The organism is Kribbella sp. NPDC004875, assembly GCF_042873375.1.
Taxonomy (GTDB): Bacteria; Actinomycetota; Actinomycetes; order Propionibacteriales; family Kribbellaceae; genus Kribbella.
Genome location: NZ_JBIALI010000001.1, coordinates 1718161 through 1739975, shown reverse-complemented (window position 1 = coordinate 1739975; position 21815 = coordinate 1718161). Strand labels below are relative to the sequence as shown.

Genomic DNA, 21815 nt, shown 5'->3' with positions numbered 1-21815 from the left:
GAAATCGGGGTTTTCGGACAAGAATCGCCGGGACCGGACCAAAACCCCGCACCGCGTGGCACGATCACCGCATGGAATCCGAGGGGGTGATCGTCGTCAGCGGAATCATGGCGGCGGGGAAGTCGTCGGTGTCCCAGATGCTCGCCGAGAGGTTCCAGTACGGCGTGCATCTTCGGGGGGACGTTTTCCGGCGGATGATCGTCAGCGGCCAGGCCTCGATGGCCGATGACGTACTCGAGGCACAACGCCAGTTGCAGCTGCGCTATCGGCTCGCCTGCATGGCCGCGGACGAGTACGCGAGCGAGGGGTTCACCGTCGTACTGCAGGACGTGGTGATCGGTGAGTTGCTGCGTGAGTTCCTGGACGGCATCCAGACACGGCCGCGCTATCTGGTCGTGCTGACGCCACGGCCGGAGGTGATCTCCAGCCGGATCGGCGGCGCGCGGCATCTGGTCGACGAGCTCGACTACGAACTGCACGCGTTCAGCCCGCGGCGCGGGTTGTGGCTGGACAACTCCGACCTGAGCGTCGGCGAGACGGTGGACGCGATCCTCGGCCGCCTCGACGAGGCGCGCTTCGACTGATGACGCGGTTGGCTACCCGAGGGTAGTTTGACGGAATGACAGTGCGGCGCACGTCCTGCAATCTGTGTGAAGCGATCTGCGGAGTGCTCGTGACCGTCGAGGACGGCCGGGTCACCGACATCCGTGGCGACGAGTCGGACCCGCTCTCGCGCGGCCACATCTGCCCGAAGGCGGTCGCGCTCCGCGACCTGCAGGAGGATCCGGACCGGCTGACGACGCCGGTACGCCGTACCTCGGACGGCTGGCAAGCACTCGGGTGGGACGAGGCGTACGAACTCGTCGTCGGCAAGCTCACCGGGATCCAGCGCGAGCACGGGCAGAACTCGATCGGGGTGTATCTCGGGAACCCGAACGTGCACAGTCTCGGGGCGCTCACGCACATGCCGGCGATGGTGAGACAACTGCGGACCCGGAACCGGTTCAGCGCGACGTCGATCGACCAGTTGCCGCACATGCTGGCGTCGTACCTGCTGTACGGGCACCAGTTGATGGTGGCGGTGCCGGACATCGACCGGACGTCGTACCTGCTGATGCTCGGCGCGAACCCGCTGGCGTCGAACGGGAGCATGATGACGGCCCCCGGCTTCGGACGCCGCTTGAAGGAGTTGCGGAAACGCGGCGGAAAACTGGTGGTGATCGATCCACGGCGGACCGAAACCGCGGCGGTTTCCGATACCCATCACTTCATCCGGCCCGGAACGGACGCGGCGTTCCTGCTGGCCGTGATTCACCAGGTGATCGAGGACGGGGCGGCCCGGCCGGCGGCGTACGTCGACGGGTTCGCGGCGGTGGAGGCCGCGGTCGAGGCGTGGACGCCGGAACGGGCCGCGGAAATCACCGGAATTTCCGCCGCCGAGATCCGGCAGGTGGCGCGCGACTTCGCCGCGGCCGACCGGGCGGCCTGTTACGGACGCGTCGGGGTGTCGACGCAGCAGTTCGGCGCGATCTGCCAGTGGGCGATCCAGGTCCTCAACATCGTGACCGGAAACCTCGACCGGCCTGGCGGAACGATGTTTCCGCGACCGGCCGTGAACGCGCTGCTCGGGCTCGGCCGCGGGCATCTCGGGGTCTGGACGAGCCGGGTCCGCGGACTGCCGGAGTTCGGCGGTGAACTGCCGGTCTCGACGATGGCCGAGGAGATCCTGACGCCGGGCGAGGGCCAGATCCGGGCGATGGTGACGGTCGCCGGAAACCCGGTGCTGTCGACGCCGAACGGACGGAAACTGGACGCCGCGCTCGGCACGCTCGAGTTCATGGTCGCGATCGACCCGTACATCAACGAGACCACCCGGCACGCCGACGTGATCCTGCCGCCGGCGCCACCGCTCGAGCGCGATCACTACGACGTGATCTTCCATCAGCTGGCCGTCCGGAACACGGCGCGCTGGAACGACGCAGTACTGCCGAAGCCGGATTCCGCCCGGCACGACTGGGAGATCTTCCGCGATCTCGGACTCGCCCTGGTACGACGTACTCCCTGGAGCCGGCGTCGCGTCGAGGTGATGGCACGACTGCGATTGCCGCCGCGGCGGATCGTGGACCTGGGGTTGCGGATCGGGCCGTACCGGCTGTCGCTGGGGAAGGTACGACGCTCACCGGGCGGAGTGGATCTCGGGCCGTTGCAGCCCGCGCTGCCGGGAGCGTTGCACCACAAGTCGAAGCGGATCGATCTGGCGCAGCGGATGATCCTGGACGACCTGCCGCGGCTCGACTCGCTGGCTGCGCTGTCCGCCGGCGAACTGCTGTTGATCGGGCGGCGCCACCTGCGCAACAACAACTCGTGGATGCACAACTCCGCCCGGCTCGTGAAGGGCAAGCCGCGCCATCACCTGCTGATGCATCCGCACGACCTCGCCGACCGCGAGCTCACCGACGGCCAGCTCGTCACCGTCACCTCGGCCGCCGGCTCCATCGCCGTGGAAGTTGCTTCCAGCAACGACATCATGCCCGGCGTGGTCAGCCTGCCGCACGGATTCGGCCACAACCGCCCCGGTTCGAGACTCACTGTCGCCAACCAGGTCCCAGGTCCGAGCGCCAACGACATCACCGATACCGAACTCACCGACCCGGTCTCCGGCACCGCGGCAGTGAACGGAGTTCCCGTCAAAGTCACCGCGGCGTGAGCCGTCCACGCCCGAGCGGATCGGGCGTGGACGGACAATCTGCCCACTGCCTAAGGGAAGGCGGCGCGGGCCGAGCTCTCGCGGATGATCAGGAGCGGAGTCGAGTACAGATGCGGCTGAGGCTCGGCTCCCGCGAGGAGGGCGAGCAGGTGATGGGTCACTTCGGCGCCGTAGCCGACGACGTTGTGGCTGAGTGCGGTCAGCGTCGGGTGCGTGATCCGGCAGAGCGTCGAGTCGTCCCAGGCGACCAGCGTGATGTCATCAGGAATGCGGAGGTCCAGGGCCTGGATAACGGCCAGACCCGCCACTGCCATGATGTCGTTGTCGTAGATGATCGCCGTCGGCCGCGGCGTGGCGGCCAGGGCTTCATGGGTCGCGGCGGCGCCCTGTGCGGCCGAGTAGTCGGTGTGACAGGTGATGGTGGACAGCGCCAGGCGGGAGGCGGCGAGGTCGAAGGCCTGGTCGCGGATGAAGACGTCGCCGAAGTCCGGTGGTCCGGCGATCCGCGCGATCGACCCGTGCCCGAGCGACGCGACATGGTCCAGCGCGGTGTTCATCGCGGCGGTGCCGTCGGTCCACACGCACGGCAGCCCGTCGGCCAGCGCCGGGTCGCCGACGAGAACGGCCGGCAGCCCGAGCTTCCGCAGTACCGGGATGCGGGGATCGGCGACCCGGAGATCGACGACGATCACGCCGTCCACCCGCCGCTCGGCCGACCACTTCCGGTACGTCGCCACCTCCTCGTCCAGGTCCGCGACGACCTGCAGTGCGAGCGCGTAGGACTTCTCCGCGAGCACGGACTCCACCCCGCCGACGAAGCCCATGAAGTACGGCTCCTCGATCAGCGTCTGCGCGCTCCGGGCGAGCACCAGCCCGAACGTCTCGCTGCGGGCCGCGGACAACTGCCGGGCGGCACGGTTCGGCATCCACTCCAGTTCGGCGGCGACTCGCAGTACGCGGGCCCGGGTGGCTTCCGACACTCCAGGGCGGTTGTTGAGCGCGTAGGACACGGCTCCTTGGGAGACCCCACAGCGCCGGGCGATCTCCTTGATGGTCACTCGAGACACGACTACACCCCTCCTCACGAGTGGCCGAACCGCTGACGGACGGTCCGGTCACTTTCAGTGTGCGCCGCTTTCAACCGTGTGTCATCAACGCCCAACCCAAAGTGACCGTTTGATCAAACGCCGTGGCCACCGGCGCGCCGGCGACCCACCGGAACAGCCGGCCCGGGCGCGGTGCGCGGCATTGTCACAAAGTCTTGGCGATCTCTCAGGTGACCGCCCAGTCGTTGGGCGGAGGGTGGTGCCGCCGGGGCCCGGTGGGATACGGTTTCCTTCGTTACTTAACCGGTTCGGCTTATCAGACGGCGCCAACCCCAGGGCAGCGGGTGAACGCGCCGCCGACAAGGAGAAACCATGGTCGCAAAGGACCACCTGTCCCTCCAGCTCTACACGGTCCGGGGCAAGCTCGAAGAAGACTTCGACGGCACCCTGGCCCGGATCGCGCAGATCGGCTACACCAAGGTCGAACCCTTCGGTGTGACCGCCTTCGCGGACCGTCTGGCCGACGCGCTGCCCAAGCACGGACTCTCGGCCCCGACCACGCACGCCGGCCTGCTCAAGGACGACACGGCCGCGATCTACGCCGCCGCGCAGCGGCTCGGCATCGCCACGGTGATCGACCCGCACACCGACCCGGCGCGCTGGCAGTCCGCCGACGGCATCAAGGAGATCGCCGCCGGCCTCAACCAGGCCGCCAAGGAAGCCGCCGAGCACGGCATCACGGTCGGCTACCACAACCACCAGTTCGAGCTCGAGTCGAAGATCGGCGGCGCGCACGGCCTGGAGATCCTCGTCGACAACCTGTCCGACGAGGTGATCGTCGAGGTCGACACGTACTGGGCGGCGGTCGGCGGGGCCGACGTACCGGCGCTGCTGAAGAAGTTCGGCGAGCGGGTGACGGCGATCCACGTCAAGGACGGCGACGGGACGCTGAACAACAAGGCCCAGGTCGCGGTCGGCGACGGCACCATCGCGGTCGCGGACATCCTGGCCGCGGCGCCGCAGGCGCTCCGGGTCGTCGAGCTGGACGACTTCACCGGCGAGATCTTCGACGCGGTCGAGGGCAGCTACGCGTTCCTCACCGGAGAGGGTGCGCCTGAATGACAGCCGTTGGCGTAGGGGTGATCGGCGCCGGGGTGATTTCCGACGCCTACATCAAGAGCATGCAGAGCTTCCCGGACCTGAAGGTCGTCGCGATCGGCGACCTCCGGCCGGAGGCCGCCAAGGAGAAGGCCGAGCAGTACGGCATCGACGCCCACGGCGGGCCCGAGGTCGTGCTGAACAACCCGGACGTCGAGATCGTGGTCAACCTGACCATCCCGATCGCGCACGTCGAGGTGGCCCTCGCGGCGGTTGCCGCCGGCAAGCACGTCTGGAGCGAGAAGCCGTTCTCGCTGGATCAGGAGAGCGGCCTCAAGCTGCTCGCCACGGCCCAGGACGCGGGCGTGCGGCTCGGCTGCGCACCCGACACCATCCTCGGCCCGGGCCTGCAGGAGTCCCGCCGGATCATCGAGCGCGGTGACATCGGTACGCCGCTGACCGCGCTCACCCTGATGCAGTCCCCCGGCCCGGAGTCCTGGCACCCGAACCCGGCGTTCCTGTTCCAGGAGGGAGCGGGCCCGCTGTGGGACATCGGCCCGTACTACCTGACCACCCTGGTGCAGCTGTTCGGCCCGGTCGCCGCGGTCGCCGGTATCGGGTCGAAGTCCAAGGAGAAGCGCACGATCGGCTCCGGTCCGCTGGCGGGGACCGACTTCGACGTGACCGTGCCGACGCACGTCAGCACGATCGCGAAGTTCGAGTCGGGGCAGTCGTCGCAGAGCATCTTCAGCTTCGACTCGCCGCTCGGCCGGGCCGGGTTCGTCGAGATCACCGGCTCCGACGCGACGCTCGCCGTACCGGACCCGAACGGGTTCGACGGTGCGATCAAGATCCGTCGCCGGGGCGCCGAGGACTGGGAGACGATCGCCGAGACGAAGGCGGTCGCCCAGCGCGGGACCGGTGTGCTGGAGATGGCGCGGGCGATCCGGGCCGACCGGCCGCACCGGGCGACCGGGGCGCTGGCGTTCCACATCGTCGACGTGATGGCCTCGATCACCGACTCGATCGACACCGGCCAGTTCGTGGACGTGAAGAGCACGGTGGAAGTCGCGGCGATCCTGCCGGACGACTGGGACGTCACCGCGGCGACCCTGTGAAGCGAGCACTGTGACGAGCATCCAGCTGGATCCCCGGCGAACCGTCGTGTTCGCCGGGGATTCGGTCACCGACTGCGGCCGCCGTACCGACCCCGACGGGCTGGGCGACGGCTACGTCCGCGCTCTGTACGACGACCTCGGCGAACGCCGGCCGCGGATCGTCAACGCCGGCATCAGCGGCAACCGCGCGACCGACCTGGTCGCGCGGTGGACCGAGGATGTGCTGGCCCACGAACCGTCGCTGGTGTCGATCCTGATCGGGATCAACGACGTCTGGCGACGGTACGACGAGAACGACCCGACGACCCCGGAGTCCTTCGAGGCGTCGTACCGGATCCTGCTCGACGCGCTGTCCTGCGCGGTGGTGCTGATGGAGCCGTTCCTGCTGCCGGTGAAGGCCGGGCAGCAGGAGTGGCGCGAGGATCTCGACCCGAAGCTCGAGGTGGTCCGGAAGCTGGCCGTCGAGTACGGCGCGATCCTGGTCCCCACCGATGTCGAGCTCGGCAAGCAGGCCGCCACCATCGGTCCGGCGGCGCTCGCCGGCGACGGCGTGCACCCGTCCGCGGCCGGACACCGTGCCCTCGCTGATCTGTGGCGACGGTACGTCCTCGACAACGTGGACAACTGACGGCATCGCTCCCCACACGCTGTGGGGAGCGATGCCGTTCCACTAAACCGGTTCATCTCCCTGGAGCCAGATGTGACATCACTCAAGACCTTCGACCTGACCACCGCGGGTGGCGCGGCCTGGACCGTGCACGCGGTCGAGGGCCCGGTGCCGGACGGCCTGGCCGGCCGCGCGATCGCCGCGACCGTGCCCGGTGAGGTACACACCGACCTGCTCGCGGCCGGCGAGATCCCGGACCCGTTCGACGGCGACAACGAGTCGGCGCTGCACTGGATCGGCCGGACCCGCTGGAGTTTCCGGACCACGTTTTCGTGGACGGCGGACGGAAACGACCGGCAGGAACTGGTCGCCGAGGGTCTGGACACGGTCGCGACGGTGACGCTGAACGGTCAGGAGCTCGGCCGGACGATCAACCAGCACCGCTCGCACCGGTTCGACGTCACCGGCGTGCTCGTTGCCGGTGACAACGAGCTGGTGATCGAGTTCGAAGGTCCGGTGACCGCGGCCGAGGCGGAACGGGCGAAGGCCGGCAGCTGGCCGCACACCAACCTGCACCCGTACAACGAGCTGCGGAAGATGGCGTCGAACTTCGGCTGGGACTGGGGACCCGACGTCGCGACCGCGGGCATCTGGCGGCCGATCCGGATCGAGTCCTGGTCCGGCGTCCGCATCGACTCGGTCCGTCCGCTCGCGGGCGCCGACGGCGTACTGAACACGTACGTCTCGCTGGTCTGGACCGACACCGCGTCCGAGTACGCCACCGTCACGGCCGAGGTCGGCGGGACCACACAGTCAACGAGCGTCAAGCCGGGCACCGACACCGTCGTACTCGCCAATACTGTCCCCGCAGTGGACCTCTGGTGGCCGCGCGGCCACGGCGAGCAGCCGCTGTACGACGTGACCGTCACGGTGAACGAGGACGCCTGGCACGGCCGCGTCGGCTTCCGGACCGTCACGCTGAACGTTGCCCCGGACAACGACGGTACGCCGTTCGTGCTGTCCGTGAACGGCAAGCCGATCTACGTGCGCGGCGCGAACTGGATCCCCGACGACGCGTTCGTGACCCGGCTGAACGCCGGCACGTACCGGACCAGTATCCAGGACGCCGTGGACGCCGGCATGAACCTGCTGCGCGTCTGGGGCGGCGGGATCTACGAGAGCGAGCAGTTCTACGACGTCTGCGACGAGCTCGGCATCCTGGTCTGGCAGGACTTCCTGTTCGCGTGCGCGGCGTACTCCGAGGACGAGTCGCTGTGGAGCGAGGTCGAGGCCGAGGCACGCGAGGCCGTCACGCGGCTGAGCAAGCACGCCAGCCTCGCGGTCTGGAACGGCAACAACGAGAACATCTGGGGGTACGTCGAGTGGAGCTGGCGGGTCCCGCTGGCCGGACGGCCGTGGGGTGCGGGGTACTACCTCGACCTGCTCCCGAAGATCGTCGGTGAGCTCGACCCGCGGACGCCGTACTCCGCCGGTAGCCCGTACTCGTTCGACCAGTTCATCCACCCGAACGACGAGCGGCACGGGACGATGCACATCTGGGACATCTGGAACCAGGTGGACTACACGACGTACCGCAAGTACAAGCCGCGCTTCGTGTCGGAGTTCGGGTTCCAGGGGCCGCCGGCCTGGTCGACGCTGACGTCGGTCGTGCACGACGAGCCACTCGATCCCTACGGTCAGCAGATGCTCGTGCACCAGAAGGCGTTCGAGGGCAACCTCAAGCTGGAACGCGGACTCGGTGAGCACCTCCCACTCTGGAAGAACATCGATGACTGGCACTGGACGACGCAGCTGAACCAGGCGCGCGCCGTTGCCTACGGCATCGAGCATTTCCGCAGCCTGTTCCCGCTGAACACAGGTGCGGTCGTGTGGCAGCTGAACGACAACTGGCCGGTGGTTTCCTGGGCGGCCGTCGACGGGCACGGGATCCGCAAGCCGCTGTGGTTCGCACTGAAGCAGGTGTACGCCGACCGGCTGCTGACCGTTCAGCCCCGGGAAGACGAGCTGGTCGTTGCTGCCCACAACGACACGGACGAAGCGTGGTCGACCGAGCTCACCGTGACCCGGCGCTCGACCGGCGCGGGTGGTGAGGTGCTCGCCCGCGAGACGTTCGCGGTGGAGATCGCGGCCCGCTCGGCTGTCGTCAACGGGCTGCCCGAGTCGGTTGCCGTTCCCGCGAAGGAGTCGTCCGAGTACCTCGAGGTACGGGCGGCCGACGGTACGACGGCGTACTGGTACTTCGTCGAGGACACCGCGCTGGAGCTCTCCGGTGACGCGTACTCGGCCACTGTGACACCGACCGACGGCGGGTACGACGTCAAGGTGACGGCAACCGCACTGGCCAAGGACCTGGCGCTCTTCCCCGATCGCCTCGACGCTGCGGCGCGGGTCGACTCGGGGCTGGTGACCCTGTCCGCGGGCGAGACCCACACCTTCCACGTCACCGGCGCGGCAGCCCCCGAGCGGGTCGACGTACCGGTCCTGCGGTCGGCCAACGACCTGGTGAACTGAAGTTCGGCCAGGAGGGCCCGGTGCGACGGCGCACCGGGCAGGCGCCGGCGGTGGTCGTAGAGTGGGTCCCGTGACCTGGGGGAAGTGTGTTGCGCTCGGCGCTCTGGTGCTGACGCTTGCGGCGTGCAGTGACACCGATCCAACGGCCGGATCGGTCGCGGAGACCCCGCAGACACACGCTCCCGCTGCTCCGGTGCGTACGGCGAAACCGGTGCGACCGACGATGGCTCCGGTGCAGGCGAAACCAGGTGCCTCCAGCAACGCCACGGTGATGCCGGTGCTGGATCACGGGCCGCGGGACAAGAAGCAGATCGCGTTGACCTTCGATGCGGACCTGACCGCGTTGATGCGCCGGCGGCTGGTGTCCGGGACGGTCAAGTCGTACTACAACAAGGCGTTGATCGACGAGCTGCGCGCACTGCATGTGCCGGCCACGATGTTCCTGACCGGCATGTGGATGGAGCAGTACCCGCAGATCACCAAGGAACTGGCGAACGACCCGCTGTTCGAGCTGGGGACGCACACCTACGACCATCGCGGTTTCACCAAGCACTGCTACACGCTGGGGACTGTGCCACGTGAGCAGATGCTGGCCGACGTACGACGGGCTGTGGCCGACCTGGACCGGTTGGATCCACACGCCACCAGGTGGTTCCGGTTCCCCGGCGGGTGCTACGACGCCACCGCCCTGCGCGAGCTGGCACCGGCCGGCGTGACCGCGGTCGGCCTGGACGTGCCGGGAGCGGACGGGTTCGCCAAGTCACCGCAGCCGATCATCAAGCAGGTACTCGACCACGTGCAGAACGGGTCGATCGTCGTACTCCACATGCACGGCGGCGACAACGCGCCGTACACTGCCCAGGCCGTCGGCCCGATCGTGCGGGAACTCCGGGCACGCGGCTACCAGCTGGTCACGGTGACCCAGCTGGTCAGTCGACGTTGACGGCGACATACTTGATCTCCAGGTACTCGTCGATGCCGACGCTGCCGCCCTCGCGGCCGAGGCCGGACTGTTTGACGCCGCCGAACGGGGCGGCCGGGTTGGAGACGATGCCCTGGTTGAGGCCGATCATGCCGGCCTCGAGGCGCTCGGAGACCCGCAGCGCGCGGCTCAGGTCCTTGGTGAAGAGGTAGGACACCAGGCCGAACTCGGTGTCGTTCGCCATCGCCACGGCTTCGTCCTCGGTCTCGAACGCGGTCAGTGGCGCCACCGGCCCGAAGATCTCCTCCTTCTGCAACCGCGCGGTCGCCGGTACGTCGGCCAGCACCGTCGGCTGGTAGAAGTACCCGTTGCCCTCGGCAATCGCCCCACCGGTCAGCGTCCGCGCACCACGCGCGATCGCATCCGCGACCAGGTCCGCCACCTTGTCCCGCTGCTTGGCGTCGATCAGCGGCCCGACATCGACGCCGTCCTCGGTGCCGCGGCCGACCTTCAGCGCCGCCATCCGCGCGGTCAGCCGGGACGCGAACTCGTCCATCACCGACGCCTGCACGTAGATCCGGTTGGCCGACGTACAGGCCTCGCCGCCGTTGCGCATCTTGGCCAGCATCGCGCCGTCGACCGCCTTGTCCAGATCGGCGTCGGCGAACACCAGCAGCGGCGCGTTGCCGCCGAGCTCCATGCTGGTCCGCAGCACCTGCTCAGCGGCCTGCTCGATCAGTCGCCGGCCGACCGGGGTGGACCCGGTGAAGGAGAGCTTGCGGGCCCGCCCGTCGCGGATCAGCGGCTCCATCACGCCGCCGGCGTCCTGCGTGGTGACCACGTTGAGTACGCCGGCCGGGAGACCGGCCTCGGTCATCAGCTCGGCCAGCTTCAGCATCGACAGCGGGGTCTGCGCGGCAGGCTTGATCACCATCGTGCAGCCGGCCGCGACCGCCGGACCGATCTTCCGGGCGCCCATCGCCGCCGGGAAGTTCCACGGCGTGACCAGCAGGCACGGACCGACGGGCTGCCGCATCACCAGGAACCGGCCGGAGCCGTTCGGGGCGATCTGGTACCCACCGTCGATCCGGACCGCCTCCTCGGCGAACCAGCGGAAGAACTCGGCCGCGTAGGCGATCTCACCCTTGGACTCGGCGACCGGCTTGCCCATCTCCAGCGTCATCAGCAGCGCGAGGTCGTCGGCCCGCTCGGTCATCAGCTCATAGGTGCGGCGCAGGATCTCGCCACGCTCCCGTGGCGCGGTCGCGGCCCAGTCGGCCTGCGCGGCGACCGCCGCGTCCAGCGCCGACTTGCCGTCCGCCGGACTGGCGTCGGCCACGTCGCAGAGCGTCGTACCGGTGGCCGGGTCCTCGACGGGCAGCGTCCTGCCACCCTCGGCGGCGACCCACTGACCGCCGATGAACAGCGCGGCCGGACAAGCCTCGACGACGTCCCGCTCTCGTGACATGGCACTGCCTCTCAAGTAGTCGGCAGCTCCAAGACTAGGCGAGCAGGAATATGGGGGCCGGCTACCCATGTGCGGGCCTGACCGTCGATGTCATCCTGTGCGTCGACTGGGGACGCTGCAGAGGAGTGATGTATGGCGGTCTATCCGGCCGTTGCCGCGGTTCGACGAGAGGATGTAGCACCGGAGGTCGTCTGTGAGGTGTACGAGCTCGGCTCGCGGCGCCGGACGCCGGCCGGGACCAAGGAGCTGACCGCCCGTCAGATCACGATCGGCCGGATGATGTCGACCGGCGCCAAGGACGCGGCGATCGCGCGCGAACTGGGCCTCTCGCTGCGCACCGTCCGCGCCGAGATCGGTGCGCTGATCGCCGGGCTCGGGGCGAAGTCCCGGTTCCAGGCCGGCTGCCTGCTGATCCGCCGTTTCGGCTGACGTGACCGAGCGCAGGCCACTTGCAGCCATTGCAGCTATTGCAGCCATCGCCGCAATCCCTCGCAAGGCTCGTGAGCGGGATACTGGAGGTCTGCATCTGCCGCCGGTCGAGACCCTGCAGGGACCGCTGTCACCAGCATCCACACGCCACGTGAGGCACAGGGGCCAGCGGGTGGGTCCGGCACGGACCGGCGGCAGATGCGGGTGCCAGGCGAAGGCGCCTTCTGTCCTGCGTCCAGGGCCGCGCATCGTTACAGTTGGCGACCATGCAGACCCGTTCGCCTGTAGTGGTCGGCAGAGACCGGGAGATCGGTTCTGTGCACCAACTGCTGGCGGCTGCCCGCGGCGGGCAGGGCGGCGCCGTCTTCGTTGTCGGCGAGCCCGGCATCGGCAAGAGCCGACTGGCCGCGGCAGCCACGTCACAGGCTCTCGACGACGGTATGGCGACTCTGCGCGGGCGGGTCGGCGCGATCGGCACAATGGTCCCGTTCCGTCCGTTCACGGAGGCGCTGCTGTCGCTGATCCGGCGCGGAGAGATGCCGACGACGGACAGCCTCGGACTGTACCGGCAGGCGCTCGGCCGGCTGGTCCCGGACTGGGACGACGGCACCTCGCACGACACCGCGGCGTCACCTGTCATCCTCGGTGAGGCGGTCCTCCGGCTCTTGGCCCTGGTCGGGCGTGACCGTGGGTGTCTGCTCGTCCTGGAGGACCTGCATGGCGCCGACCCGGAGACGCTGGCAGTGATCGAATACCTCCTCGACAACCTGGAGGACCAGCCGATCGCGCTGCTCGCGACGATGCGGTCGGAGACGTGCGCGGCGTACGAACTCGCACAGCTGTCGGCGCAGCGCGGTGCGGCAGCTCTGCTCGAGCTGCAACCGCTGGACCGGGACGAGGTGACGCAGCTCGCCGCAGCTTGTCTGGAGGTTCCGGTCGACGGTGTGCCCGGGCAGCTGGTTGATCGGCTGTGGAAGGACAGCGCCGGAGTCCCTTTCATTGTTGAGGAACTGCTGCACGAGGCGAACCGGGTCGGCCAACTGGCGGTCAACCCGGACGGCACTGTGCAGGTGGTCGAGGACGTGCACATCTCGGTACCGGATGCCGTGGTACGCAGCGTCAGCAACCGTACTGCGCAACTCGGTGAGGCATCGCGTGACATCCTCGTCCTGGCCGCTGTGATCGGGCACCGTTTCCCGCTGAGCGTCGTACGCACCGCCACGCGGACGGACGAACAGTTGCTGCTGGCAACGCTCCGGGCGGGTTTCGCCGCGCAGCTGGTCGGACCGGACGAACCGGCACCGGACTGGTACGCGTTCCGGCATCCGCTCACCGCGGACGCACTGCTGGCCGGTCTGACGCCGACCGAACGCGCCACGGTGGCGCTGCGCTGCGCGGACGCGGTCGAGGAACTACATCCCGGTCTGCCGGGCGAGTGGTGCACGATGGCCGCGGAGCTCGCCGAGACCGGCGGCGACGCGGTACGGGCCGGCCGGCTGTTCGCACTGGCCGGACGCCGGTCCTTCGACGACGGCTCGGTCGGCTCGGCGATGAACCTACTCGACCGTGCGAACGCCCTGCTGGCCGTCGATCCCGACATCGGCCACCGGGCCGATGTCCTCGGCTCGCTCCTGGTCGTGCTCACCGCGATCGGCCGGTTCGAGGACCTCCCGGACCACGCAGCGACGGTCGGCGAGCTGGCGGACCGCAACCTCGAGAGTCGCAAGGTCGCCGCGCTGCACGTCAAGCTCGCCGACCTCGAGATGGTGGCCGGTCGCTGGGCCGAGGCCCTGGACCACGTCGCCACCGCCCGCTCCTGGCTCGGCAGCGACGCCGGGGACGCCGACCTCGCCCCGGTCGACATCGTCGCCGCGAACCTCGAGATGTCCCGCACCAACCCCGACCGGATCGAGGCCGCCAGGGAGCTGGCCCGGCGTGCCGCTGCGGCGGCCGAACGCGCCAAGCTGCCCGAGGTGGCCTGCGAAGGCTTACAACTGCTGGGTGTCCTGGCCCGCGGGCAGGATCTCGACCAGTCGACCGGCTACTTCGACCGGGCCCGGCAGATCGCCGACGACCACGGGATGGGCATCGCGCGCCTGGTGTCGCAGATCTTCCGGGCCGGCAACGTCAACCTGGCGACCGGCAGCATCGTCGAATTCGAGCAGGCGCGGCAGCAGGCGCTGCGGATCGGGGCCATCGGGCTGGCGTACGACGTCGAGAGCATGCTCAGCCAGCAAGCGATCCTGCGGTCCGAGTACGCCCGGGCCGCCGAGCTGATCGACAACTGTCTCGAGGTCACCCGGCGACTGCGGATGGGCCGCTCGGCGACGTTCTTCCTGTCCACCAAAGCGATCCTGGAGGCGCACCAGGGGCGCCGGTCCGCGATGGAGGCGACGCTGGCCGAGGTCGAGAGCTGGGGCGGCGAGCGCGCGAAGTACGAGCTGCCGTACGCCTACGGGCTGGCCCGGACGTTCTGCGCGCTGCTGGAGGAGAACCGCGAGCTGGCTGAAGCTGATCTCGCGCAGGCGCTCGCGTACGACGCGCAGAACCCGACGACGTTCCACACCTCCGGCAAGAATGGCCTGAGGCTGTTGCTCGACGTACTGGCCGGCCGGAGCGGCTGGGCGCACTTCGAGGAGGTCACGGCGACCGCAGCCAGTGGGATGCGGTGGAACAAGCAGTTCGTGCAGCTCGCCCACGCCGTACTGCTGGGTCGGGACGGTGAGGCCGACGCTGCCGACGCCAAGATGCTGGAGGCGGCGGAAACCGCGTCGCTGTATCCGATGGCGCGTCACCTCGGGCTGCGACTGGTGGCCGAGCCGGCCCATGCGGACGGGTGGGGTGAACCGGTCGCGTGGTTGCGGCAGGCCGAGGAGTACTTCCACAACGCCGGCATCCAGGCAGTGGCAAGTGCGTGCCGCAGTCTGATGCGGCAGTTCGGTGCGACCGTGCCACAGCGCCGGAGTGGTTCGGACCGGGTGCCGGCCGAGCTGCGGCAGCTCGGGATCACCACGCGGGAGTACGAGGTCTGCCGGTTGCTGGCGGATCGGATCGGCAACAAGTCGATCGCGGCCCGCCTGCACATCTCGCCGCGGACCGTCGAGAAGCACGTGGCGAGCCTGATGGCGAAGACCCGGCAACCGGACCGGGAGGCACTCAGCAGATTCGCCCGGACCGCCCTGCGACACTGATCCCAGGCGCCGGCCCGATTCCGGGCAGGGATGCGTGTGCTGGAACATCCGGTGCCTGATGGGTGATAGTTGTCGACTCACGCACCGGTGACCGCCAGTCGGTGCGACCATGGACGGTATTTACGAACGCTCGCTATCTATACTGGGTGAGTGGCAGGCAAGGGGTCGGACATGAGCAAGGGAACGGTCGGCGGCGGCGGTACGACGATGCTGCGGCGGATCAATGTCGCCTCGGTCCTGGATGCGGTCCGTCGATCCGCACCCGCACCGTTGCGCGTCGCCGAACTGGTGGAGCGGACCGGTCTGGCCAGGCCGACGGTCGCCCAGGCCGTTGACGAGCTGCTCGACGCCGGCTGGCTGCAGCAGCACGGACCGGACTCCGCGGACCGCTCGCTCGGCCGCCCCGCCATCCGGGTCTCGCTGCGCGGCCGTGCGGCGCCGGTGCTCGGGCTGGACGTCGGCCCGCACCGGGTCACCGTCGGCGTCTCCGACCTGGCCGGCCGCAAGCTGTCGCTGGTACGCCGCTCCGGACCCGGCTGGACCGCACAGGAGCTACTCGGGGTCATCGGTGAGGTGATCAACGAGGCGCTGGCGGAGGCCGAGGTGCCGGCCGAGGACGTCGCCGCCGCGGTCGCCGCGAGCCCGGGCATCGTCGACGAGCACACCGGCCGGGTCCAGCTGGTCCCGAGTGTGCCCGGCTGGTCGGCGATCGACCTGATCAAGCACGTCCGCGGCCTGCTCGACTGCCCGGTGATGCTGGACAACGACGCCAACCTGGCCGCGCTGGCGATCGCCGCCGCGCGCGGCGGCACCGGCACGCTGCTCGCTGTCCAGTGGGGTGAGCGACTCGGCGCCGGCATCGTCATCGACGGCCGCCTGCACCGCGGTACGGGCGCGGCTGGTGAGATCGGCTTCATTGCCACCGGCCCCGACGACGTGATCAATCCCGAGGACAGCCGCGGTCCGCTGGAGCGTGCCGTCGGCTCCGAGGCGATCGCCGCGCTGGGGCGTCAGGCCGCCTTGGACAACCCCGACTCGCGGCTGGCCGAGTTGGGTGGCGATCAGCTGGACACCGCGGACGTCTTCGCGGCTGCCGCGGAGCGTGACCCGGTCGCGCAGGCCGTCGTACAGCAGGTCGCTGGGTCGTTCGCGCGGGCGCTGGCGCCGTCGATCCTGGTGCTGGACCCGACGGCCGTCGTGATCGGCGGTGGTGTCGCGCGCGCGGGCGCCGTACTGCTGGACGCCATTTCGGACCAGCTCCGGCTGCTGACGCTCAACCACCCGAAGCTGGAGCTGTCCGCGCTGGCCGAGGACGCGGTCGTCACCGGTGCGATGCGGATGGCTCTCGACGAGGTCTGGCAGCGCAAACTCCCGACGCCGGCGATGACCAGCACCACGTCCTGACCAGCTGTCTGGCCGGCACTACCTGGCCAGAGCGGGACCCTTCACCACTTTCACACCGGCCGCACCGCACCAACAGGTGTAGGTGAGCTCGTACACGACCTGACCCGCCAGGTCGACCCGGCGATCCAGGCCGGTGACCATGCTCATCGGCAGCAGCGTGCGCCGATCACACACCGAGCAGGTGATCACGATCATCGCCGGTGCCAGCCGTACGCGCGGTCGACGTACAGGCGCCAGATCAGTCGCCAGTGGGTCCGGGCGTCGTCGAGGAACCATCGCCACCGCAGGCTGCGGCTTATCACCATGCGATCACTCATTGTTCACATCCACTACAGAAAGATACTGCCACGACTGTTTCAGTAGAGTGAGCGTACGGCAGTACGGTCCGTCGGCGGAAGGGGTTAGCCGCGGACCGCGGTGGCGATCGCGTCGGGGCGGTCCAGGTGCACGAGGTGCGCGGAGTCGCGGAGGACCTCGACCGTTCCGCCGAGTGCGTCGGCGAGACGTTGCTGGCCGGCGAGCCAGCGGCTCGCGGTGAAGCGGGAGCTGCCGCCGGTCGCGACCAGGAGCGTGGCGGGGACGGCCTGAGCGACCGGATCCGTGATCAGCTTCGCCACCTCGGAAGCCAGCTGCCAACTGCCGGCCAGCTCGTCCCAGAACAACAGCCACGACGTCTTGGCGCCGTATCGGGCTCGTGCGGTCGCCTTCGGGAGCAGGTCGAGATTGGACCGGCTCCCGACTCGCACGCTCACTCGCCGGATCGCCGGACCGATCAGCTGCGGTACGCCGACCCGCCCGAGGAAACGCGTCACTTTGCGGATCGCCCGGTCAGCCCGCGTTCCGGGGTACAACGCCCACCAGCCCGTCTCCGACGTCAGACTGCTGTCGACAAGGACCAGCCCGGTCACTTCGAGCGGCCGAGTCAGCGCCCAGCGCAGTACTGCCAGTCCACCGATCGAATGGCCGACCAGTCCGATCTCCGCACCCGGAGGTACGTCGGCAGCCGCCCGTAGCGCGTCCACGTCCGAGGTGACCGGCGTACTCCAGGGATCGATGACGCGGACGTCGAGATCCGGCAACAGCTCGACGACCCGGGCGAACTCCTCAGGAGTCTCGGCCAGGCCGGGCACCACGATCCACGTCACGGTCATCGAGAGAAAGCCTGCCTCAGACCCGGTAGCACTGTCCCCAACATTAGGCAGACAAGCAAAACCGACACCCGCTGCAGGATGCCCGGCGCATCCAGTTCGTCACCCAGGAGAACATCCCGCCCGGTCCGCAGCCCCAGCCACGTCTGCGTCACCGCAACCGCACCAGCGAGTACGGCGACCACTTTGCTCCACGCACCACCCCAGCCGCACCGTCGCACCACCAGGACCGCGAAGACGCCCATGGCGATGCTCCCGAGACCAGCGAGCGTCGACGTCACTTCGTGGAGGACCAGCGCCACACCGGTCTGCCCGTTCGCCTCAGCCGCCCGGCACGCCGCGCTGACCGATGGCGCGCAGTCCATCGGCGAGAACGAGTCGAACAACGTGCCGAGCCCGAATACCGCCGTACTGACCAGGAGGCCGCTCAGCTCCCACTGTGCTCGTCGAGCCGGCCAGGCCAGCACGACCGAGACCAGCAGAAGTACGCCGGTCGCCAGGTCCATCGCCCGCGCGTACAGGCTGGTCGACTGGTCTCGCGCGCCCAGCTCGCTGAGGAACGAGTCCTGGACGCTGAGCGGGAAACCGGCCGCCGCCTCCAGCAGCAGACTGCAGTAGAGCACGCCGGCGGCAAGCATGAGATTGCGGAGCAGGCGGTACGGGAGGGCGGCCATGTCGGCAGCGTGGCATGACAACCCACACGTTGACTGTGGCGTCAGCTGTAGTGTCAGGGTAGTGCTAGGTCGACCGACCTCTCAGCGAACTAATGGGATGATCGGCTGGTGCGGTCGGAACAAGCAGCAGTGACCCCCGTCTGGCAGCAGCGCGCCGCGGTGTGGGTCGGCCGCGTCGTCGTGCTCGCGTCGGTGTGGTCGTTCCTTGCCATCCCGCTGCACATTCCGGCGCCGGCGTTCGTCAAACGCGTCGACATGGCGTTCGACTTCATCGGCATCCCGGCCGGGCACACGATTTTCTCCGCCGTCTACCTCGCGGTGGTCGGTAGCGCACTGCTGCGGGGCAAGCGGGCCGCCCTGCTCTGGGTGCTGTGGGTGTTCGAAGGGCTCTGGTTGTTCGGCCTGACCGGCTACATCGCGTTCAGTTCCGTGCGGCTGAGCAGCCCGAGGAGCACCGAGTGGTTGTCCGACCTGGACCGCACCACCGTGGCCGACCTCGAGTGGGCGATCGTCCAGTGGGTCGTGGTCGCCGGGCTGATCGTGCTCCTGTGGAAGATCCGTGGCGCCTTTCCCGCGCGGCTCGCGCCCGGTTCCCGCCGCCTCGCCATCGGCGCGCTGGTGGCCGGCATGGTGATCTCGATCGCGGTCAGCATCACGCTGACGCAGATCTTCCCGAAGACGCTGACCGGTCAGCGGCAGAAGATCGGCTGGGCCGTGATCGCCGCACTCGGCCAGTCCCGGAGCAAGATGGCCGGCCACGACGGCCACGGGTGGATCGGTCTCACCGTCGGCGCGATCTCGGCCGCGTCGCTGGTGATCGCGTTCTGGATCTTCCTCCGCTCGGTCCAGCGTGTTCGCTACCTGACCCAGCCCGAGGAGCTCCAGGTTCGCCGATTGCTCCTGCTGCACGGCGAGCGCGACTCCCTCGGGTACTTCGCCACTCGCCGGGACAAGGCGGTGGTGTTCGCTCCGGACAACAACGCCGCAATCGCCTACCGGGTGGTGAACGGCGTCAGCCTGGCCAGCGGCGATCCGCTCGGCGACCCGGTGGCCTGGCCCGGCGCGATCCAGCAGTGGCTCGCCGAGGCCCGGACCTACGGCTGGTCGCCGGCCGTCATCTCGGCCGGCGAAGAGGCCGCCGAGGCGTACGTCGAAGCGGGTCTGCGCGCGCTGTCGATGGGTGACGAGGCAATCATCGACGTCGCCGACTTCACCCTCGAGGGCCGCACGATGCGACCGGTGCGCCAGGCGGTCACCCGGGCCCAGCGAGCCGGCTACCACGCGGAGGTCGTGCGGCACGGCGACTTGTCCCCCGAGGCACTCGCGCAGTACGTGCAGCTCGCGGAGAAGTGGCGGGGCGCGCGGACCGAGCGTGGCTTCTCGATGGCGCTCGGGCGGCTCGGCGATCCGGCCGACGCCCGCTGCGTGATGGTGATCGCGCGGGACGCCGACGGCGCCGTCCGCGGCCTGCTGTCGTTCGTGCCGTGGGGTGTGCGCGGCGTCTCGCTGGACCTGATGCGACGCGATCCCGAGTCCGTGAACGGGCTGATGGAGTTCATGGTGACGTCGCTGATCGACGCCGGCGGCGATCTCGGCATCCACCGGATCTCGCTGAACTTCGCGATGTTCCGGGAGATCTTCAGCGACGCCGAGCGGGTCGGCGCCGGACCGGTGCTGCGGATGACGAACGCCTTGCTGACCGCGGCCTCGCGCTTCTGGCAGCTGGAGAGTCTCTACCAGTCCAACGAGAAGTACCTGCCACGCTGGTCGCCACGGCTGATGTGCTACTCGCGTGGCACGTCCCTGGCCCACGTGGCGCTGGCAGCCGGCACGGCGGAAGGCTTCCTGCCGGCGCCGCGGCCGTGGACCCGCGTCGACGTCGCGGTGACGGCCGAGCGGCACGCGATCATGGCGGCGGACGGGCGCGCGTTCGCCGCCGCCGTACGCGAGCAGGAGGAGGAGCTGCTGCGGCCCGCGTTGCCGACGCGGAAGCTCACCGAGCAGGAGGAGATCCGGCGTACCAAGCTCGCCGAGCTCGTTGCCGCAGGCATCGATCCGTACCCGGTGAGCGTGCCGCGGACGGAGACGCTGGAGCGAGTGCGGGAGCTGTACCCGAACCTGCCGCCGGATCACCACACCGGCCACACGGTGTCCGTGACCGGCCGGGTGATGCGGATGCGCAACCACGGCAAGCTGGCGTTCGCGCAACTGCAGGACGGCGTCACCCAGCTCCAGGTGATGCTGACGGCCGACACGTGTGGCGACGTACCGCTGGAGCAGTGGCGACGGCTGGTCGACATCGGCGACCACGTGAGTGTGACGGGTGAGGTCGTGACGAGCCGTCGCGGCGAGCTGTCGATCGCGACCGCGTCGTGGACGATGGCGGCGAAGTGCCTGCACCCGTTGCCGGACAAGCGGAAGGGCTTCACCGATCCCGAGGCGCGGGTCCGGCAGCGGCACATCGACCTGGTGACGAACCCGGACTCGCTGCGGATGATGCAACAGCGCAGCGCCGCCGTCCGGGCTCTGCGCAACGGCTTCGACACCCGCGGGTTCATCGAGGTGGAGACGCCGATGCTGCAGGCGGTGCACGGTGGCGCGAACGCGCGGCCGTTCGTCACGCACATCAACGCCTACGACACCGACCTGTTCCTGCGGATCGCGCCGGAGCTGTTCCTGAAGCGGCTCAGCGTCGGCGGGATGGGCAAGATCTACGAGCTGAACCGGAACTTCCGCAACGAGGGCGCCGACGCGACCCACAACCCGGAGTTCACCTCGGTCGAGGCCTACCAGCCGTACGCCGACTACCACGTGATGCGCGAACTCACCCGCGAGCTGCTGATCGAGGCCGCGACCGCGGTGCACGGCAAGCCGGTGGTACGCCGCGACGGCGAGGAGATCGACATCTCGGGCGAGTGGCCGGTGGTCACCGTCCACGATGCGGTCGGCCGGGCCGCCGGTACGGCGATCGACCCGGACACGCCCGTCGAGCGGCTCCGGGAGCTCTGCGCCGAACACGGCCTGCACACGACCTTCGAGATGTCCGCCGGTGAACTGGTGCTGGAGTTGTACGACGAACTCGTCGAGCCGAACACCTCCCTCCCGACGTTCTACACCGACTTCCCGCTCGAGACGTCGCCGCTGACCCGCTCGCATCGCTCCGAGCCACGACTCGCCGAACGCTGGGACCTGGTCGCGTTCGGCGCCGAGATCGGCACGGCGTACTCCGAACTGGTCGACCCGATCGAGCAGCGCCGGCGGCTCACCGAGCAGTCGCTGAAGGCCGCGGCCGGCGACCCCGAGGCGATGTCGCTCGACGAGGATTTCCTGTCCGCGCTCGAGTACGCGATGCCGCCGACCGGAGGTCTGGGGATCGGCGTGGACCGGGTGATGATGATGCTCACCGGGCAGAACATCCGCAGCACGCTGGCATTCCCGTTCGTGAGGCCCGCCCCCCGCGACTGAGCCGCC

17 protein-coding genes are annotated in these 21815 nt (G+C 69.2%); 11 read left to right on the top strand and 6 right to left on the bottom strand.

Annotation, left to right across the window (positions count from 1 at the left end):
• Positions 1 to 71 precede the first annotated feature (71 nt).
• Positions 72 to 584 carry an AAA family ATPase gene (locus ACFYRH_RS08450; protein WP_387770154.1) on the top strand — a complete coding sequence of 171 codons (513 nt, stop codon included), beginning with the start codon at positions 72 to 74 and terminating at the stop codon, positions 582 to 584.
• Positions 585 to 619: 35 nt separating this feature from the next.
• Positions 620 to 2707, top strand: a complete 2088-nt coding sequence (locus tag ACFYRH_RS08445) for a molybdopterin-dependent oxidoreductase (protein WP_387770151.1) — start codon at positions 620 to 622, stop codon at positions 2705 to 2707.
• 50 nt (positions 2708 to 2757) lie between these two features.
• Here ACFYRH_RS08445 and ACFYRH_RS08440 read toward each other — a convergent pair whose 3' ends face one another.
• On the bottom strand, positions 2758 to 3774 hold the full coding sequence (locus tag ACFYRH_RS08440) for a LacI family DNA-binding transcriptional regulator (protein ID WP_387770148.1): 1017 nt from the start codon (positions 3772 to 3774) through the stop codon (positions 2758 to 2760).
• 351 nt (positions 3775 to 4125) lie between these two features.
• Between ACFYRH_RS08440 and ACFYRH_RS08435 the strand changes: the two genes are divergently transcribed.
• From ACFYRH_RS08435 to ACFYRH_RS08415, 5 genes are all read left to right on the top strand, one after another.
• Positions 4126 to 4875 carry a sugar phosphate isomerase/epimerase family protein gene (locus ACFYRH_RS08435; RefSeq protein ID WP_387770145.1) on the top strand — a complete coding sequence of 250 codons (750 nt, stop codon included), beginning with the start codon at positions 4126 to 4128 and terminating at the stop codon, positions 4873 to 4875.
• Positions 4872 to 5969: a Gfo/Idh/MocA family protein gene (locus ACFYRH_RS08430; RefSeq protein ID WP_387770142.1), complete on the top strand. Its 1098-nt coding sequence runs from the start codon at positions 4872 to 4874 to the stop codon at positions 5967 to 5969. The genes ACFYRH_RS08435 and ACFYRH_RS08430 overlap by 4 nt, the downstream gene beginning before the upstream one ends.
• Before the next feature lie 10 nt (positions 5970 to 5979).
• On the top strand, positions 5980 to 6597 hold the full coding sequence (locus ACFYRH_RS08425; protein ID WP_387770139.1) for an SGNH/GDSL hydrolase family protein: 618 nt from the start codon (positions 5980 to 5982) through the stop codon (positions 6595 to 6597).
• 72 nt (positions 6598 to 6669) lie between these two features.
• Complete coding sequence (locus ACFYRH_RS08420; RefSeq protein WP_387770136.1) at positions 6670 to 9108, top strand: glycoside hydrolase family 2 protein; 2439 nt, start codon at positions 6670 to 6672, stop codon at positions 9106 to 9108.
• Between the two features lie 70 nt (positions 9109 to 9178).
• Entirely contained in the window at positions 9179 to 10051 is an 873-nt protein-coding gene (locus tag ACFYRH_RS08415; protein WP_387770133.1) for a polysaccharide deacetylase family protein, read from the top strand.
• Here the strand turns inward: ACFYRH_RS08415 and ACFYRH_RS08410 are convergent.
• Positions 10038 to 11498 carry an NAD-dependent succinate-semialdehyde dehydrogenase gene (locus tag ACFYRH_RS08410; RefSeq protein ID WP_387770130.1) on the bottom strand — a complete coding sequence of 487 codons (1461 nt, stop codon included), beginning with the start codon at positions 11496 to 11498 and terminating at the stop codon, positions 10038 to 10040. The two genes, ACFYRH_RS08415 and ACFYRH_RS08410, sit on opposite strands and share 14 nt — an antisense overlap.
• Positions 11499 to 11630: 132 nt before the next feature.
• Here ACFYRH_RS08410 and ACFYRH_RS08405 point away from each other — a divergent pair, with 132 nt between their 5' ends.
• From ACFYRH_RS08405 to ACFYRH_RS08395, 3 genes are all read left to right on the top strand, one after another.
• Positions 11631 to 11927 carry a LuxR C-terminal-related transcriptional regulator gene (locus tag ACFYRH_RS08405; RefSeq protein WP_387770127.1) on the top strand — a complete coding sequence of 99 codons (297 nt, stop codon included), beginning with the start codon at positions 11631 to 11633 and terminating at the stop codon, positions 11925 to 11927.
• Positions 11928 to 12193: 266 nt separating this feature from the next.
• Entirely contained in the window at positions 12194 to 15118 is a 2925-nt protein-coding gene (locus ACFYRH_RS08400) for an ATP-binding protein (protein WP_387770124.1), read from the top strand.
• Between the two features lie 171 nt (positions 15119 to 15289).
• A complete protein-coding gene (locus ACFYRH_RS08395) occupies positions 15290 to 16522 on the top strand; it encodes an ROK family protein (protein ID WP_387770121.1) in 1233 nt (410 codons plus the stop codon).
• 18 nt (positions 16523 to 16540) lie between these two features.
• Here ACFYRH_RS08395 and ACFYRH_RS08390 read toward each other — a convergent pair whose 3' ends face one another.
• From ACFYRH_RS08390 to ACFYRH_RS08375, 4 genes are all read right to left on the bottom strand, one after another.
• Complete coding sequence (locus ACFYRH_RS08390) at positions 16541 to 16717, bottom strand: hypothetical protein (RefSeq protein ID WP_387770118.1); 177 nt, start codon at positions 16715 to 16717, stop codon at positions 16541 to 16543.
• Positions 16714 to 16839, bottom strand: coding sequence for a hypothetical protein (locus ACFYRH_RS08385; protein WP_387770115.1), 126 nt, complete (start codon positions 16837 to 16839; stop codon positions 16714 to 16716). Before ACFYRH_RS08385 ends, ACFYRH_RS08390 begins: the two co-directional genes overlap by 4 nt.
• Positions 16840 to 16923: 84 nt before the next feature.
• A complete protein-coding gene (locus ACFYRH_RS08380) occupies positions 16924 to 17673 on the bottom strand; it encodes an alpha/beta hydrolase (RefSeq protein WP_387770112.1) in 750 nt (249 codons plus the stop codon).
• Positions 17670 to 18344, bottom strand: coding sequence for a DUF998 domain-containing protein (locus ACFYRH_RS08375; protein WP_387770109.1), 675 nt, complete (start codon positions 18342 to 18344; stop codon positions 17670 to 17672). Before ACFYRH_RS08375 ends, ACFYRH_RS08380 begins: the two co-directional genes overlap by 4 nt.
• A gap of 129 nt (positions 18345 to 18473) precedes the next feature.
• On the opposite strand from ACFYRH_RS08375, the gene lysX reads away from it, so the two are divergent.
• A complete protein-coding gene (gene lysX, locus ACFYRH_RS08370) occupies positions 18474 to 21809 on the top strand; it encodes a bifunctional lysylphosphatidylglycerol synthetase/lysine--tRNA ligase LysX (RefSeq protein ID WP_387770106.1) in 3336 nt (1111 codons plus the stop codon).
• Positions 21810 to 21815 lie beyond the last annotated feature (6 nt).